We start from the raw sequence: 19,124 nt of genomic DNA, 5'->3' as shown, positions 1-19,124 counted from the left end.
CTAAAATGATACGTTTAAACCAAAGTTATAAGTGGTGTTAATCGGATGGCTAAGGGAAGTTGCTACTTCTGGATCCGCAAATTTAACAGGTAGGTTATCAACCAATAACAAGTTTGCACCATTGAAATATATCCTTAAGCTACTAAGACCTAATTTTTTTGTTGTTTTTTTGCCAAGGGTGTAGCCGAATTCTAGATTTTTTAGTCTTGCAAAAGATAAATCTCTAATAAAGAAATTGTTGTCTTGTTTACTCACAGAACTACCGTCTGGATGCATTCTTGGATACCAAAATGGTTCTCCATTCGCAACTTTTTCTGCAGACCAGGCATTTTTATGGTGTTCAAAGTAATTTTTAATTCCTCCATAAGCAACACCTTCCCAATCATATACTCCTCTTCCCGCCATGTTAAATCCATAGTTGCTTACACCGTAAAATAATACATTTATATCAAATGCTTTATACTGTGCGGTTAATGTTAGAGAAACGTTGAGCTCTGGAATACTCGGAGAAGACATTGGAACAATATCTTTTTCATTAATTACTCCGTCGCCGTTAGCATCACGGTATTTTAAATCGCCAGGAAGAATATTTGAACCTAAGGCTGATTCATCTGCCCAATTGTTAATTTCTTCAACGCTGTTAAAATAACCTAGATAGTCATAACCCCAAAGTGTACTGTTGCTAAAGCCTTCTCTTCTGTACGGGTAAGCGTAACTATCATCATTTGGAGTTTCGTTGAATTTCTCTACTTTGTTTCTTGCAAAGGCGGTACTTAAGCGGGTGCCTAAATAGAGGTCTTTATTTACAGATTTAGAATAGCCCAATGTAGCCTCGAAACCACGATTAGTCATCACCCCATCGTTTCTTGGCGGAAGGCTCTGTTGACCAAAAATAAAAGTAGGTATGGGTACATTGGTAATTAAAATAGAGTTTCTCTTCTCGTAAAAAAGATCTAAGTCTAATTCGAAACCCTTTAAGAAACGAGATTCAAAACCAATATTATATTTGTTGGCTACTTCCCAGGTAACTGCCTCGTTTGGTGTAGTATTCTGATAAACAGGATTCGGTAATCCTGGAAGGCTTCCAAGTTTTTTTAACCAACCGCCATTAGTACCTTGTGCCCAATCATCCAAATAAATAAATCTTGAATCTGAAATCCTATCATTACCGACCTGTCCAAATGAACCACGAAATTTAAGAAACTCAATAGCTTGGAATGATTTAAGGAAGGGCTCCTCACTAGCTACCCAACCTGCAGAAACAGAAGGGAAAAAACCGAAGCGTTTTCCAGGAGCAAATTGTTCGGAACCGTTTGCACCAAAATTGAATTCTGCAAGATATTTATTATCGTAGGCATAGGTTGTACGACCAACAATTCCAACATAATTAAAAGGAACCTCTGCATCCACAACTCTCTGATTCTTTTTATAGAGCAGCAAACCGGTTATATCATGCTTGTTAAATTTACGCTTGTAATTTAAAGATGCCTCTAAATCAAAATTATCTGTAAATCTTTGAGTTAAAGCCTTTATTAGTTCAATATCACTACCAGACCCTGGCGTGTAAAATACCTGAGGCTCTGATCCTGAATTGTCAAGCTGGGCATTATAAGTTTGGTAGGTACGTCTAAAACCACGAATGTGAGTTGCTTTTGTGTCATAAGAAGCAATCACTTTTGCAGATAAACCTTTGGTAATTACCTTAAGATCTTGTTCTAGTCCTAAAGAAGTATTGATGTTATTATCAGTAGTAATCCTGTAGCCAGTTCTGTTTAAGGATCCATAAGGAGTCCTAGGCGCACCAGGGGTACTTACTACATTTCCTTCTGAATTAAGATCAGGAAATGCAAGAGCTGTAAGATCGGTAAGGTTTGCTAAAAGTAAATAATAATTAGATCCGGTTGTGGCAGCGGCATTATCTTCACCAAAAACAATAGGGTCATTTTTATCTTCAAGGTAACCAGAGAGATTTAACCATCCTTTCAAAGATTTGGTTATCTGTAAATCAACGTTTGTACGATAATTAAAACGATTTAATTTTTCTGAGTTGTCATAATTATACTCATCCCACTTTTCGGTTTTGAAAGGACCAGCTTGTTTCAAATAGCCTGCACTAACAAAATATTTAGTTTTTTTGTTACCACCACGAATATTGAAATTTGTTTTAGCCATTGGTGCGTAATCTTTTAGAAAATCTCCAAAAAAATCGCGGTTTACATAAAATTCAGGCAAATAGCCAGTTTTATAATAATCAAATATTTGTTTTGGATAGGGAATTGGGGTTGATAATCCTCTAGACTCATTGTCTTGCCTGATGACCTCGTTTCTTACGGTCATATAATCTATAGCGTTTAAAGGTTTTGGCAAACGAGTTGGAGATTGTGTAGAATAGTTTATAGTACCAGTAATACTTGGAGCACCAATGACCCCCCGTTTACTAGTAACCAAAATAACTCCATTTGCACCCCGAACCCCAAATACTGCAGTTGCAGAAGCGTCTTTCAAAACAGAGATTGACTCGATATCATAAGGATCAAGTGTAGTAATCTCCCGTTCTACACCATCAACTAATATCAGTGGTGCTGAGGAATTGGTGGTAGCTTGCCCACGAATTAAAGTTTGAACATTTTCTTTACCAAGCTCTCCGTCTTTAACCATAATTGTTAAACCCGGAAGTTTACCGGCCAAACCGGTTAAAAGGTTAGCAGTGGGCGTTCTAACAATATCTTTAGCTGACACGGTGGAAATTGCAGCAACAACACTTTCCTTTTTTTGAGTACCGTAACCTATCACAACAACTTGATCCAACGACTGGGTAGTTCTGGATAATTTCACGTTGATAATTGAGCCGTCTCTAATATTTACTGTTTTTTCACGGTAGCCAATATATCGGAAAACTAATGAAGTACCTTTAATGGCATTAATAACAAATCTGCCGTTTAAATCTGTTGTGGTCCCTATAGTTGTTCCACTCACTGAAATTGCAACACCCGGAAGAGGTTCATTATCTAAAGAATCTACCACGGTGCCTGTAATTCTCTGTGTGTTTTGTGAAAAAGCTAACAAGCTGCAACATAAAGCTACTGCCAGTAATAGAAAATGCTTCCCACCTAAAACGTAGAGTAAAGTTTTTTTAAACATTTTTAATGATTTAAGTTTAGTAATGGTTGTACATAACAATTTATCGTCAGGTATAGATTAAATTGACAATTCACTAAGAATAGATTTTGGTTTCTTAGCACTTTGTTTGCTACAACAAAAGTCAATAACTAGCAAACTTTTGATCGATGACGTTGCAACTTTTCTTTCACGTTCACATTTGTTCTCATTTATTCTCATTTTTTTGGTATTTATTATTGATTAGAAATTGGTTGTTTATGGTTAAAAGTGAAACTATAGACCAACTTAATAGTTTAAATGAAGATTTAGATTGGTCATTAAATTTTAGGCAAAATCTACTTTCGCTTCTGGAAACAATTATAAACTTTAATTGGAAAATAAAAATTCATAAAGCTGACAAAATAGTACACGTTTAAAATGAAGAAGCAGCTTTTTTACGTCATCAGTTGGTCTGGTAGGCAATTATAAAGAGTTTAAATAAGTATTGTTTCCTATGTTATAAGCAGATGGAGAAACCTACTGAGAATTTTAAATCAAATAAATTTCCATAAGCACTTCATTAAGGCTGGCTAAATTTAGAAACATGGAAAACGTAATTAAACTTTTGCAACCTTGCAAAAGATATAATTGAAAGAGAAAACTCAAGAATTATATACGCTTTTAAAAGACTGGAGAAAGCAGGTTAGTGCGCAAATGCCAACACCTAATCTTCAGAATAAAGCTGAATAGAATAGGTAAAAGGAAAATAAATTTTCGCATTTTATAGCTAGGGCTACGAAGTTTTTTTCTTTTTCATCAAAGAAATATTTCTTTGAATCTAATTAATAAGAAAGTTTGTTATGTTGAAAAAATCAGCAATGAATGTTTCTTATGTTTCCCTGATATGGAGAATTAAATTATTAAATACTTTGCGAGAATCTGTTAAAGTGATTATTAAGTAACGACAAGTAATTGAAAAAGTGTTAACCAGCTCATACCATTTGCTTAAGCTTAACAAGAATTTTTGTTTCTTTCTATTTTTGATATCTCTATTAAAACTTTTAGAGATTTTCTGGACAAAATTGTCAGTTAAATGGATTTTTTTTTGGTTGATTAAAAATACATTTGTAACAGCTAATTATAAAATATTACCAATTTGGAAAAGCGGTATATTCAATTGGTCAATGAATAACCAATTCACAAATAAAATTAAAAGACTTTATTACTTAGATGCTAATTTAATTTCAGTTTGAATCTATTCGGTATCCATTACAGGTTAACGCAATTAAAAAAACTTGAAATGATTAACATATTTATTAAAGCTGTGAAAAGCTCTTATACAATTTTATCAATTTCAAACATTTTAAATCTAATTATTAAACCATTTTGTTATGTTAAAAAAATTACGAAGTAAAACATGTCAGGTATTTCCTAAAAGAGGAGTTAAATTATCGATTTTCGCTATTGTAACTATGGCTTTTTGTTCTTCAAGTGTCTTTGCACAAGATGCTACTTATTTAGGAGGTTCAACTGCTGCATACCCCACTTCCGACAAAGCTACTATAGAAAATACGGTACCTGCAGGTAAAACATCTGTAAAAATACAGATGTGGGGAGCAGGCGGTAATGGTGGAGCTTCTGGGCCCACTCCAAGTGGAGCTAACAGATCATCGGGCGGTGGTGCAGGTGCGGGCGCTTACACAGAAATAAATTTGGCAGTGGTAGAAGGAACAAAATTCATTACCACCGTAGGAGCTGCCGTTGAAAATCCATCCGGCAATACTACCGGAAGAGATGGATATGACTCATTTGTTACTTTAGGTGGAACAGAGTTAGGTAGGGCAGCAGGTGGAAAAGGCGGTGGATACGTATCGCTAGGGACCGCAGGTGCAGGTGGAGCTGGCGGTGCAACTACAGGTGGAGGAATTACTAGTTTAACTGGAAGTAACGGAGCAGCTGGGGTTATTGGTTCTGATGGCAGTGGTGGTGTTGCGATAGGTACAGGTAGTAGTGGCGGCGCAGGTGGCGATGGTGTATTTCCACTTTTAGGAGAAACTCCTAATGGTGGCGCTACCAATGTTTTTGATCCAACTTTTGGTAATAAGGCTGGGAGTCCTGGTACTGGTATAGGAAGTGGAGGTGCTGGAGGTGTTGGAGCTTTTAATACTGCTGTTGGTGGTAGCAAATCTGGTCAAAAAGGTGGTTTAGGTTCTCAAGGAAGGGTCATATTTACTTATTCTCCGATAGGACTTCCAGTTTCTCTTATTTCTTTCAATGCATCAACTTCCAACAATCAGGTTAAGTTTACTTGGGAAACAGCTTCTGAAGCTAATAATAACAGGTTTGAGATTCAAGTATCTTCGGATAACAAAACTTATAAGACCGTTGCAGCCATTGAGGGGCATGGAACTACCTCACAAAGATCAATCTATACTGCTTATGATACTAACCCACAAAATGGAGTAAACTATTATAAGTTAGTACAATTTGATAACGATGGTAAGACAGTTGAATTGGCAATCAAATCTATTAACTTCTCTTTTGCGAACTCATCAAGTGTAAGTGTTTATCCGAACCCAGCCTCTGGCGTTTTAAATGTAAATATTAATACCCAATCAGCACAAACAGCAAATGCTACTTTAACTGGATCTAATGGGGTAATTTATTTAAGCCAGCCTTTACAGCTAAATATGGGTAAAAATATATCGGTGATTAATCTTAACACCAAAATGGCTCCAGGTCAATATATTTTAACTCTTACCGGTAATAATTTGCGAGAATCTGTTAAAGTGATCATTAAATAGCTTAATTTAACTATTGTTGATAAACTTCTTAATTAAAAAAACCTAGCTCTAAGAAGCTAGGTTTTTTTAATTAAAATCGTAACGATCGGAGTGCTAACTTTACTTATTAAGATTTAATCCGTCTGCCTACTCATTTTTAATATCCATTGAAAATTATGAAATCATTATTAACTATCGTTGCTTTTGTTACCGGTATTTTTTTTGAACCGTATTTAGTCCAAGCGCAAAATCCAATAGTTCCTAACGTAGGATTAAATGACCCACATATACACATTTTCAATGATACCGCTTTTGTATATGCTTCTCATGATAAATCTATTCACAATACAGGTTTTGTTATGGAAAACTGGTGGATTTGGTCATCACCGGATCTAGTAACGTGGACAAAGCGGAGCATATTGGATCCTGCTCAAACGTATATTGGTATACCGTTTACCAGTTGTTGGGCAACAGATGTTGGATATAAGAATGGTAAATATTATTGGTATTTTTCAGAAAAAAATCAACAAACAGGAGTGGTTGTGGGCAATACGCCTACTGGGCCATGGAAAGATCCTCTAGGCAAACCATTGTTAAAATCCGATTTAACAAGCACAGACGAGTATGATATAGCAATCTTCGAAGATCAAGGGAGTCATTATATTATTTTTGGTGTTTGGGACTATTATATCGCTAAGCTCAATGATGATATGATTAGTCTAGCAGAAAAACCTAGAAAGCTCCTCATAAACAATCCACACGGGCCTTACAATTTAGATGGAAAAAATAAAGAGATGCCAACTGATGATAAGCCTTTTGTGCACAAGCACAATGGAAAATTTTATTTAAGCTGGGGTGTTTTTTATGCTGTTGCTGATAACATATATGGACCTTATCATTACAAAGGTGCAATTATGAATGAGACCAGTTTTGCGAAGGGGTATGATAAGCCAACTTGGCCTAATGGGTTTTTGCAAGGCAGACACGGATCGTTTTTTGAATGGCACAATCAAACGTATTTTGCTTACTGCGATATTAGTCAAACCGGAAACAGATGGTTTAGAGATACTTTTATAAGTTACTTGAATTACAAGGATAACGGAGAAATGGCGGTTATAAGAGTAGATGGTGTAGGCGTGGGGCAGTATGATTCTAACGCACCTTTAATTGAAGCAGAAGATTATTTTATTTCATCAGGCATCCAAAAGAAAGAAAATAAAAATGGTGGATTTGTACTAGGGGAAATAAATGACGGAGATTATGTTATTTATGCAAACGTCAAAAATTTAGCTGATAAAAACGAAATTATTTTTAATTATGTTAGGGCAAAAAAGAATATTACTATCGAAATTAGAAGGAATACCCCTAATGGAGAATTATTAGGAGTTTGTGATACAATTGGTCTATTAGAAACTCAAACTAATGTTGTTGCTAAGCTCCCGTTTTTAGGTGAGAGCGAAAGTATTTGTTTGGTTTTTAGAGGAAAAGGTATTGATCTTTTACAATTAGATTCGTTCTCTTTCCATTAATTTTTAACATTTGTAAAACAGCCTTTCAGTTAAAGTAGATACTTTCAAAGCACAAATTGTAGATACAGTTTATGAGTACATATTAGTCTGATATTTAACCATAAATAGATTTGTACCAATTAACAGGTGTGTTTTTGACTCTCATTTGTTTCGCTTTGCCAAAATCAGACTTTGTTTATTCATTAAAAGACTGTACCTCTTATGCGTTAAAAAATGAACATTAGACTATTTGTTAATCTTTAGTTAATCTTAATTGGTATGGCTTTCAATCTAAATTAATATACATTTAGGGTTAAGCTTTGAATATTTTTTGTGTTTCTGAAATGATAAAAATTACCCTAAATTCAAAGAAAAGTATTAAATTGATTCTATTTGTTAGAACAAAGGCTTTTGACCAAAGAACTTAATTGTACACGATGATTAACCATTTTTTAAGTAGATGTTATGTCAAATGCAAACGTCTTATTGTATTTGTCTTTTTGTTTGCTTTTTCCTCCAATTATCAGTCATTTGCGCAAGATTTTATAGACAAATTTTATCACCTATCCACGTCGGATGAGTTTTCTCTAAACTCGGTAACCTCAATAGCTCAGGGTAAAAACGGATTGATGTGGTTTGGTACAAGAAAAGGCCTGATCAGCTATGACGGTATCGACCTTAAATTTCATAATAATAAATTTTCTGATAGTTTACCACCTGGTTATAGTGACATCAGCGGAATTTTAATTGATAAAAATGATGATATATGGATTGCCTCTCGCAGCGGGCTTTCGGTTTACAATCCTAGATTAGACGTTTTCAAAATAATACCCTTATTAAACAAAAACAAACCTCAAAATATTTATGCACTATGTATAACTGAACTGTCAAATGGTGAAATTTGGGTAGGTTACAACAATGGTATTTACATTTATCAACCTAAGACTAAAAAAGTAAAACACCTAGTTGCAAATTCGAAAAACAATATCAGTTCTAACTTCATCCGTTATATCTATCAAACTCGAAACGGAACGGTTTGGCTGGCCACTAACAAAGGTTTAAATAAAAGTGTTCTTTACAAAAATGGAGAATACAAATTTAAAACCTATTCACACAGTAAAGAAACAAAAAGCATTACCTACAATGTTGTGAATGTTTTACTTGAAGATGAGAAGAGTAACCTTTGGGTAGGTACACAAAATAGTTTAGATTATTTGAATACTAAGGATGAAAGTTTTTCCCATTTTAAAACTGGTTTAGTAAACCAAGTTATCCGAACACTAACTATTGACGAAAAAAAGAGACTCTGGGTGGGAACCTATGATGGTATAAGTGTGATAGATTCATTCAAAGTAGTACACCAATTAAAACATGATCCAACTTCATCTTTAAGCTTGGTTGATAATAAAATCAAGGCGCTTTTTAAAGATTGGTATGGCTCAATTTGGATCGGAAGTTTTTATGGCGGAATAAATTATTGGAACGAAAAGCAATTTAACTTTACGGGGATAGATGAAGGAAACGGACTTAAATTGAGCTCTAAAGTGGTAAGTTCTATAGTTCAAGACAATGAAAATATCATATATTTTGGTACGGAGGGCGGCGGAATCAGTGTTTTTGATGAAAGAAAAAATAGATTCACTTACATTAAAAAGCTAGCTGACGGAAAAAATTTAGGAACGGTTAAAACACTTTTTTTAAGTGATCCAAGCAGTTTATGGATTGGGACGTTCAATGAGGGTTTAATATTTTACAACCTAAAAACCAAATCCACTAGAACTTACAGTCACAACGCTAGGGATAAATTCAGCTTAAGTTCAAATATAATTTTAGCAATAGAAAAAAATGATGATCAAAGTTTGTGGGTTGGTACCCTGAATGATGGATTAAATTTATTAGATGTCAAAACAGGAAAAAGCATTAGAATTAACCTCCCCACACTTAAAAATGGGCTCATTTTAGGAACCATTAGGAAAATTTTAAAAGCAAAATCTGGAGTTGTATACGTAGGTACACAACAATGTGTTTTAAGTTTAAAAAGGAAAAGTGGCAGTGCCGGTTATAACATCTTTGAAGTACGTTTGGCGAAACCTGTTACCGACAGCAAGGTTGTAATTCAAGACATATACGAGGATGAACAAGGACGTATTTGGGTAGGGACCCAAAATCTAGGGCTTCTTCAACTAAAAAATGGATTGTTATATCCTACTGAGTTAGACAGAAATTATTCTATTTATTCAGTTCTTCAAGATCATAATGATGAAATTTGGTTAAGTTCAAATGCAGGCATTATTAAGTACAAAGTAAATAGAGGCATTGAACGTATTTATAATTTTAATGATGGTTTACCAGCAAACGAATTTTTACGGGCATCTAAGCTATATTCCTCAATAGGAAAAATATATTTTGGAGGAGCATCGGGCATCACAACCTTTAATCCTGATAAATTAATTGCAGTTAAGAGCATACCTCCCAATGTAATTATTACCAACTTCAAATTATTTGATAAGCCAATACACGTAGGTGACAGTTCTAAAATTTTAGAAAATGCAATCGAATATACAGATCATATAAATCTTGACTATGACCAAAATATTTTGACCATAAACTTTTCTATGCCAAACTTTATTAAAAATGGTAAAAATAGATATTATTACAGACTAATTGGTCTAGAAAAGGATTGGAACCAAACTTCAAAAACAACGGCTTCTTACACTATTCAGCAAGGTGGGAATTATAGTTTTGAGGTCAAAGGTGTAAATGAGTTTGGTGTCCCAACAAAAGAAATTACTCACTTAAACATAACAGTAGCTAATGCTCCTTGGAAAACTTGGTGGGCCTATACAATTTACTGCTTAATTATTTTAGGAGCGTTTGGGGTTTTTGTTTACTTTTTTAGATCTAGGCTTATTTTACAGCATAATTTACAATTAGAAAAGCAACAATCGCATAACCAAGAAGAACTAAATAAGCACAAATTACAATATTTTACTAACGTATCTCATGAATTTAGGACTCCGCTTACACTAATTTCAGGACCTTTGCAAAAAATTCTCGAAGAGTACAAAGGGTCTCATAAATTGTTTAGACAGCTATTGGTTATCAAAAAAAATACAGACCAATTAAGTAAGTTAATTAATGAATTGCTTGATTTTAGAAAGTTTGAAGATAGCCAAATGAGGTTAAGTTTAGAAGAAAGTAATATTGTTGAATTCTTAAACGAAATTTTCCTTTCTTTTTCTCTACAAGCTAAAATCGACGAATATATTTATACGTTCGAAACAGATGAGGATACGATTTTAGCTTATTTCGATGCCCAAAAGCTAGAAAAGGTCTTCTATAATTTGCTATCTAACGCATTCAAAAATACTCCCAAAGGAGGCGAGATTTCGTTTCAAATAAAAAAAACTGACACAAGTTTGAATATTACCGTTAAAGATAGCGGAGACGGGATGGAAGCGGAAGAAATCTATAAAATATTTAATCAATTCTACGAAATTCAGGGTCATAAAAATTATGGACAGTTTAAATATTCGTCAGGTATAGGTTTGGCAATAGTAAAAAGCATTGTCGAACTTCATAAAGGGGAAATTAATGTAACAAGCGAGGTAGGTAAGGGAAGTTCTTTTTTTGTCTCTTTGCCTTTAGGAAGGAGCCATTTTTCCGATGAGGAGATCTCTAAAGGAAGCGAGCATGAAGATTTTACCGATTACCAAAAGACATATATCGAAGACGGAAATGATATGCCAGATCTCGATAATGTTGCGGAGTTCAAAGATCAAGAAAGACAAACCATTTTGATAGTTGAAGATAATTTAGATATTGCTTCGTTTATAGAAGAAGTTCTTTCGGAATTTTATAACATTATTTCAGCTCCAAATGGTGTTATCGGCTATCAACTTGCTATTGTAAAACATCCCGACTTAATTATAAGTGATATGATGATGCCTGAGATGGACGGGCTGGAGCTATGTTCAAAATTAAAAACAGATATTAGAACCAGTCACATTCCATTCATCCTACTTTCGGCAAGGACCTCATTGGTGCATAAATATGACGGATTAGAGTCAGGTGCCGATGATTATTTGTTTAAGCCATTTCAAGTTAAAGAATTATTGCTGAAGTGTAATAACATTATTAATACACATAACAGATTGAAAGAGAAATTTGTAAATTCTAACATTTTTCATCCAGCAGAATTACCCGTAAATTCTTTAGACGAAAGTATGATGAACAAAGCGTTTCAACTCGTTAAGGATAACGTTGCTAATAAATCTTTCGGTATTGATGAATTTAGCAATGGTTTGGGAATTAGCAGGTCTCTTCTTTTCACAAAAATTAAAGCCTGGACTAACCAAACACCTAATGATTTTATTATAAGTGTTCGAATTAAACAAGCTGCTATAATGATTGAGTTAGGCATTTATAACATGGCAGAAGTTGGCTATGAAGTTGGTTTCAACAATCCTAGTTATTTTTCTAAAGTTTTTAAAAAGCACCTGAATTTAACGCCAAAAGAATATTCCGAAAGATTTAGAGATAGTTCTTTACCCAATTGGTGAGATTGAAATTAAAAATTGTATTTGAACCTAAAAAGCCTACAGAATATCTTAGAGCCTGTTTAAAATTTATCTGATAATTTGTTTATGATTACCGCCAGAGGTCGGTCAGGCTTTTTCGGCTGCAAATGCGTTAAATTTTTCGAGATAGTTCCCTGCTATCTCTACAAAAATTTTTTTTCGTTCAAAAAAAAACTATAAACATTTTTACAATACAAATTTAAACAGGCTCTTAGTGTTTAAAGTTGGAACAACTAGGATAGTCAATTCGTCTTTTGGCTTTATTAAGATGCTTTGTTAAAATTCAATGAACAGTTTTTTTTTGCATTTAGGTTCGTCCCCAAAATCTTTGCATCACTAGAATTGCCATAAAAAAATGGTACTTGTTGAGAGCGTCTTTTAGCTTTTGTACTATATTATGTTCTTTTTGGACTATCCTTAAAATTCGATTTAATATTATTGTAAGGTCATATCGACTTTAAACTATAGACCAAATTAATGTAGAGCATCGAATTGATGGATATTAAGTGGTGTAAGTTGAATTGGCCGGATAGGTAATAGTAAAATAATTTAAAAGTAACGGTATGAGAATCTATTTTACAACGATAATAATTTTAATGAGTTTAACAAGTATTGCTCAACATCTTCCTAAAAAGCCAAACGTTTTATTTATTGTCATAGATGATTTGAGGCCAGAGCTTATTTGTTATAATAAGAATCAAATTAAAAGTCCGAATATTGATAATTTAGCTCAAAACGGTCTCACATTTAGCAATTCCTATTGTAATGTGCCAGTATGTGGTGCTTCAAGAGCAAGCTTTTTAACGGGCGTAAGGCCAGCAAGAAATCGATTTTTAGTGGCAGATACACGAGCCGATATTGATTTGCCGGGCAACCTTTCACTTCCAATGTATTTGAAGCAAAATGGTTATACCACACTTTCTCTCGGCAAAGTTTTCCACAATCCGGATGATGATTTAAGCAGTTGGAGCGAAAAACCTTTAATCATAGAAGGTGCATCACACACGAATTATGTAAACAAAGCCGATATTCTTTTCGCAAAAAAAGCTGAGGAGGACGGTAACAATGGCAAAAGAGGGCCTGCATTTGAATTGGGCGAAGAAACTAATCCGACAATGTATCCAGATGGTAAAATAGCCCAAATGGCAGTTGGTAAATTAGATTCTTTGAAAAACGCAAACAAACCCTTCTTTTTAGCAGTAGGTTTTCACAAGCCACATCTGCCCTTTGTTGCTCCAAAAAAGTATTTCGATTTATACAAACTAGAAGATTTGAAAGTTGCTAGCAACCAGTTTGTGCCTAAAAATGCTCCCAGCCAGGCAATATCGGCATCTGGCGAATTAAGAACGCATTATACCGGAGTTCCTACTGACCGAATTTTACCGGATGATTACGCAATTAGTTTACGGCAGGCCTATTACGCCTCTATCAGCTTTGTTGATGAGATGGTAGGCCAAGTTTTAGATAAATTGAAGACAACGGGTATTAATGAAAACACAATCGTTGTTCTTATCGGGGACCACGGATATAATTTGGGAGAGCATGCGATGTGGGGTAAACATAATACTTTTGAAACCGCTTTGAGAGCGCCGCTTATTATATCGGCTCCTGGGCTTTCTGAAGGAAAAAAAACAGTGTCCTTAGCAGAGTTTGTTGATATCTATCCAACGATTACAGAATTATGCGGTTTCAAAATTCCAAGTCATTGTCAAGGGCAAAGTTTAGTTCCAATCCTTAAAAATCCAGAAACCAAAGTAAAAGATGAAATTTATGCGCTTTGGCGAGGGGCAGAATGTGTTCACACAATTGATTTTGCATATACAGAATGGAGAGATCCTAAAAAAAATCATATAACAGAAAGTATGTTATATGATTTAAAGAAAGATCCAAACGAGAACGTGAGCGTTGCTAAAGATTTAAAGTATAAACCTGTAATTCAGCGATTATCAAAAAAAATTGAAGAAAATGTTAAGCGAAGGAATTAATACTTTAAAAAAGTTACAATTCTCTTTTAATTGCTATCATATATAATGAAGTTAAAATCAAATTTTTATAACAATTCTATTATGAAAACAACATGTCTAACACTCGTCTTATTTTTGTCATTAATCCAAGTCGGTTCTAGCCAAACCAAGCCAAATATCATCATTATTTATGCTGATGACTTGGGCTTTGCAGATTTAGGTTCGCAAGGTTCTGTAAAAGACATCAAAACACCAAATATTGATTTACTTGCAAAAGAAGGAATAAGATTTAGTGCAGGTTATGTTACTGCTCCACAATGTAGTCCTTCCAGAGCGGGATTATTAACAGGTAGATATCAAGAGCGTTTTGGATTTGATGAAATTCCTGACGGTCCATTGCCTTTAACGGAAATTACTTTGGCCAGGCGTTTATCGAAAGCGGGTTATGTTACCGGTCAAGTTGGTAAATGGCACCTCGAACCAAACCCAGTTACCAAAAATTGGATTACAAAAAATATTCCTAATGCTGCTTTTAGTAACGGACTATACAAAGAACACATACCAGATAGTTTGACTAATCTCTATATGCCCGGTTCTAGAGGGTTTCAACAATATTTTACGGGATACATAAACGATTACTTAGTCAATTTTGATCTTAAAAGCAATTTGTTAAGACCCTCAGGAGAAAATATACATCAACCGGGCTATCGTTTAGATATACAAACAGATGCAGCACTTCAGTTTATCAAACGTAATCAGAAACAGCCTTTCTTTCTTTACCTAGCTTATTTTGGCCCTCATGTGCCTTTGGAAGCAACAAAAAAATACTTAGACAGGTTTCCTGAAAAAATGCCAGAAAGACGCAGATATGCTTTGGCTATGATCTCGGCTATCGATGATGGAGTTGGCCGTATCAATGAAATGTTGAAACAATATGGTATTGACGATAATACCATGATTGTTTTTGCAAGTGATAATGGTGCGCCTTTAGGTATAGATAAAGAAGATTTACCTTATAATGATCCAAAAGGGAAGTGGGATGGCTCGTTAAACGACCCTATGCTGGGCGAAAAAGGAATGTTAACAGAAGGTGGAATACGTGTTCCATTTATTATAAGATGGAGTAAGTTATCAAAAGGGATAGTTTATAATAAGCCTGTCTCTACACTGGATATTGCTGCAACTGCCGTAAGTTTAGCGGGTTTACCAAAAGATAAAGCTTTAGATGGCGTTAATTTAGTACCTTTCTTATCTGGTAAAAACACCGTGTCACCACATGATTATCTTTTCTGGAGGTTTTGGACCCAAACCGCAGTTAGAGACAGTAAATGGAAATTTATAAATGCAGGAAACAAAGGAACTTATTTGTTTGATATTGATAAAGACCCCGAAGAGAAAAACAATCTCGTTCATAAATATCCGGAAATTGCAGAGAAATTGAAAGGTAAGTTGCAAGACTGGGCTAAGCAATTAGTGCCTCCAGGAATCCCTTATAAAAACCTAAGAGATCAAGAAGTTGGATGGTATAATTATTATCTAAGGAATTAGTTTATGATAAAATAAAATTTTTAAAATCATAGATAACAAAAGAACCTAAAATCTACTTTTTTAGACTTACAAACGCAAAAATCTGTATTTTATATGTTTTGTATTATCCGGATGATGAAAAAACATTGAAAGCGCAAGCCAGTTTGGGCTGTTTACAAGGCAGCCGGTACGGTAGATGAAAATGTGGTTTTCGATCAGTACAAAACTATTATCGGCATTTAAAACTGAAGCGAAGTGAACTATACCAAACCAATAAATTAAAACTTAACAAGCTAAGAAGAATCATGAAGTATAAAACCAAAAATTCGTTAAAGATGCTATTTGTTTTGATGCCCATGTTATTGTGCGTCACATCGGATTTTGCGCAAACAAAAAAGCCCAATATCATCTTTATCCTTGCGGATGATCTAGGTTATAGTGATGTTGGTGCCTATGGTGGTGAAATTCATACCCCAAACCTGGATAAAATGGCTGAAGAAGGCGTTAAGCTGACCAACATGCACAACGCGAGCATGTGTATTCTATCGCGTAGCTCGTTATTGACTGGAAAATGGTGGCCAAAAGCCGGGAAAGGAATCACTAACGGCGAAAACATCGCTCAACAATTAAAAAAAGAGGGCTACCACACCGGTTTGGTGGGTAAATGGCATTTAAACGGAGAGCCAAACGACAAAGGGTTCGATTATTTTTTTGGTTACCTAAGCGGCTTTTCAAACTATTTTAAAGGTAGCCCAGATTATCGGTCAAACCGGGTGCCCTTCAAAAACTTTCCGGCAGATTATTACAGCACAGATTATTTTACAGACCGAGCAATAGATTTTATAAACCCGGCAAACAACAAAGGCAAGCCCTTCTTTCTGTACCTGAGCTTTCAGTCCCCACACAATCCTTTGCAGGCCCCAAAAGAGGACATTATGAAATATCGCGGAAGCTACCTAAAAGGATGGCAAGCGGTAAGGGAGGCTCGTTTAAAAAGACAGATACAGCTGGGCATCGTAGATGCGGGTACGCCAGTTCCGGCATATCCCCTCAACCTGCCCAGTTGGGATTCATTAACGCCTCGGCAAAAAGACCTAGAAGATTTACGGATGTCCGTTTATGCGGCAATGGTGGAAAGAATGGATAAAGGTATCGGCAGGTTGTTGGGCGCCCTGAAGAAAAACAGGCAAGCCGGTAATACATTTGTTGTTTTTTTGAGCGATAACGGGACCGATTCTTTTTCTGTGGTAGATAAGGTTATGCTGAAAAGAGGATTGTTGCCCGGAGATGTAGCGTCCAATTATCAGCCCGGTACCGGATGGGCCTATGCTGCGGTAACCCCTTATAGGCTATATAAAATTAGCCAGAACGGTGGCGGCATCACAACAGGTGCGATCGCCTGGGGGCCCGGTATTTTCAAACAGTCGGGCACAAGTATCAATAACGCTCTACATATCGTAGACGTTGTGCCAACCGTTCTGGATATGGTTAATGCCGAGAATATCACCACATCTTTTAAAGATTCTTTATCGGGCAAAAGTTTTTATGGTTTGTTAAACGGAGGGAAGTTTAATAGAAAAGGCCCGATGTATTTCCAGTATAGGGACAATAGGGCAATCCGAACCAATAGTTGGGATTTAGTGGAGGTTGATGAAGATGGATGGGAATTGTACGATATTAAAAGGGATCCCTATGAGGCTGATGACCTATCCGGCAAATATCCCGAGGTAGTAAAAAGTTTGTCTGCCAATTGGTTAAACTGGTGGAAAACAGAAAACCATACTAATAAATATGTGCCAGAAAGCACCAAACATGATTATAATTATAAGCCCCAGGGAGACAGGGGATCTGGTGCTTTGTACATCCCTTCTGCCATGCCAGATAGTTTATCTCATAAATATCCGCTAAAATAAATTTATTCAAATACAGGTTTTTTTTAATCAATAAACAATTCCGTAAGAATAAAAAATAACGGTGGCACAGAAAATTAATAATTTGTTTTTAAAAAGCACCTAAATGAGTAACACATTTAGATTGGTTTAAATTTCAACATATAAGTAAAAATTAAAAACCTTACCAAGTTAAACAAGACAAATATTTTATTAATAAATCACTAACATATCAACAAAATGAAGATTAAAAGATTTCTATTACTCATTCCTCTATTTTTATTTGCTGTGTTTTCAGTTCAGGGGCAAACAAAAAGTGCTAAACAAAAAGTCGTAAACAAACGAACGAAACAGCCAAACATTTTGGTAGTCATGACTGATCAGCAAAGTGCCACTATGCTTTCTTGTACGGGTAACAAATGGCTTAATACTCCTGCTGTCGATAAACTTGCCTCAAAAGGTGTACGGTTCGAAAGGGCTTATGCAACCATGCCTGTTTGTCTTCCTTCGAGATTTTCATTGCAGACAGGTTTATTTCCTTCCTTTGTTGGAATAAGGGAAAATGATGAACCAGTTGCCGAAAAATATTTACCAGTATTAGACAGCCTACATTCTCGGTCACTTGGAACTCTGTTTCGTAACGCTGGGTACGACACTTACTATGGAGGAAAAGTTCATATACCCACACAAATAACCAATGCTGCGCCATGGGGATATACTGTTATTTCAAAAAATGAAAGAGAAGGTTTAGCTAAAGACGCTTCTAAATTTTTATTAAATCGTAAATCTACAGATAAGCCGTTTTTATTGTTTACTTCATTTATAAATCCACATGATATTTGTTTTGATGCCATAAAATTTGGAAACCCTGGCTCAGCGTTAGCTAAAGGAACACCAAAGGACTTGTTAGATGTTATAAAAGTCCCGGATGGTATGACGAGAGAAGAATTCTTTGGTAAATATTGCCCACCTTTGCCTGCAAATCACCAACCCATGTTTGGTGAACCTTATGCTGTTGATAGTTTAATTAGGTTGAGGGATTTTAGAGATGCTGTAAGGGAAGAATGGACGGATGAAGATTGGCGGATGCATAGATGGGCCTACGCCAGGTTAACTGAAAGTTCAGATGCCTTAATAGGTCAGGTTTTGGATGCGCTTGAAAAATCAGGATTAAACGAAAATACGATCGTTGTTTTTACCTCAGATCACGGAGATAATGATTCATCACATAAATTAGAACACAAAACCTTTTTTTACGAAGAAGCTGCAAGAATTCCGTTCATCATTTCATCTCCCTGGATGAAACAAAAAGGAAAGGTGGACAGTTTACATTTAGTAAGCAATGGTCTTGATTTATTACCAACCCTTTGTGATTTAAGTGGCATTAAGATTCCAGAAGGGCTTTCTGGTCGGTCATTAAAGCCTCTTCTAAATCAAACAGCAAAAAAATGGCGGTCACATATATTTATCGAAAATCAGCTGGGTTATTTAATTCATACTAATAGATATAAATACGAGTTAGACGATAAAAACGGAAATAAGATTAGAGAGGTTTTTACCGATTTACAGGTGGATCCCGGAGAAACCTGCAATATGATTAATGATGCGAAATATTCTAGTGTTATTCGAGATCTTCGTAAAGAATTATTAACCCATCTGGCAAAACTGAACATCAAAATTATTCCCCCGGGTGAGTAGTTACTAATGATTTTTGCTTATTAATGTAAAGTTTAACTTTAATAAAAAATTCAATAGAGCTGGTATTTACTAGCAA

Annotated in this window: 8 protein-coding genes; 7 read left to right on the top strand and 1 reads right to left on the bottom strand. The window is 35.2% G+C overall.

Translation table 11 applies throughout. The annotated features are described in order from the left end of the window. A complete protein-coding gene (locus I5M32_RS12135) occupies positions 1-3,141 on the bottom strand; it encodes a SusC/RagA family TonB-linked outer membrane protein (RefSeq protein WP_200586703.1) in 3,141 nt (1,046 codons plus the stop codon). Between the two features lie 1,430 nt (positions 3,142-4,571). On the opposite strand from I5M32_RS12135, the gene I5M32_RS12130 reads away from it, so the two are divergent. The 7 genes from I5M32_RS12130 to I5M32_RS12100 all read left to right on the top strand — a co-directional run bounded on the left by I5M32_RS12130 (position 4,572) and on the right by I5M32_RS12100 (position 19,048). Then, positions 4,572-5,903, top strand: a complete 1,332-nt coding sequence (locus tag I5M32_RS12130; protein ID WP_200586701.1) for a T9SS type A sorting domain-containing protein — start codon at positions 4,572-4,574, stop codon at positions 5,901-5,903. Between the two features lie 155 nt (positions 5,904-6,058). Next, entirely contained in the window at positions 6,059-7,411 is a 1,353-nt protein-coding gene (locus I5M32_RS12125) for a family 43 glycosylhydrolase (protein ID WP_200586699.1), read from the top strand. Positions 7,412-7,827: 416 nt separating this feature from the next. After that, complete coding sequence (locus I5M32_RS12120) at positions 7,828-11,952, top strand: hybrid sensor histidine kinase/response regulator transcription factor (RefSeq protein ID WP_200586697.1); 4,125 nt, start codon at positions 7,828-7,830, stop codon at positions 11,950-11,952. A gap of 581 nt (positions 11,953-12,533) precedes the next feature. After that, positions 12,534-13,955, top strand: a complete 1,422-nt coding sequence (locus I5M32_RS12115) for a sulfatase (RefSeq protein WP_200586695.1) — start codon at positions 12,534-12,536, stop codon at positions 13,953-13,955. An 81-nt stretch (positions 13,956-14,036) separates the two neighbouring features. Continuing rightward, on the top strand, positions 14,037-15,482 hold the full coding sequence (locus I5M32_RS12110) for a sulfatase family protein (RefSeq protein ID WP_200586693.1): 1,446 nt from the start codon (positions 14,037-14,039) through the stop codon (positions 15,480-15,482). 284 nt (positions 15,483-15,766) lie between these two features. Next, a complete protein-coding gene (locus tag I5M32_RS12105; protein ID WP_200586691.1) occupies positions 15,767-17,374 on the top strand; it encodes an arylsulfatase in 1,608 nt (535 codons plus the stop codon). 216 nt (positions 17,375-17,590) lie between these two features. Next, the gene (locus I5M32_RS12100; RefSeq protein WP_200586689.1) at positions 17,591-19,048 is read left to right on the top strand and encodes a sulfatase family protein; all 1,458 of its coding nucleotides are present in this window, start codon (positions 17,591-17,593) and stop codon (positions 19,046-19,048) included. Positions 19,049-19,124: the final 76 nt, after the last annotated feature.

The organism is Pedobacter segetis, from assembly GCF_016623585.1.
Taxonomy (GTDB): Bacteria; Bacteroidota; Bacteroidia; order Sphingobacteriales; family Sphingobacteriaceae; genus Pseudopedobacter; species Pseudopedobacter segetis.
This window is presented reverse-complemented; position numbering and strand designations above follow the sequence as displayed.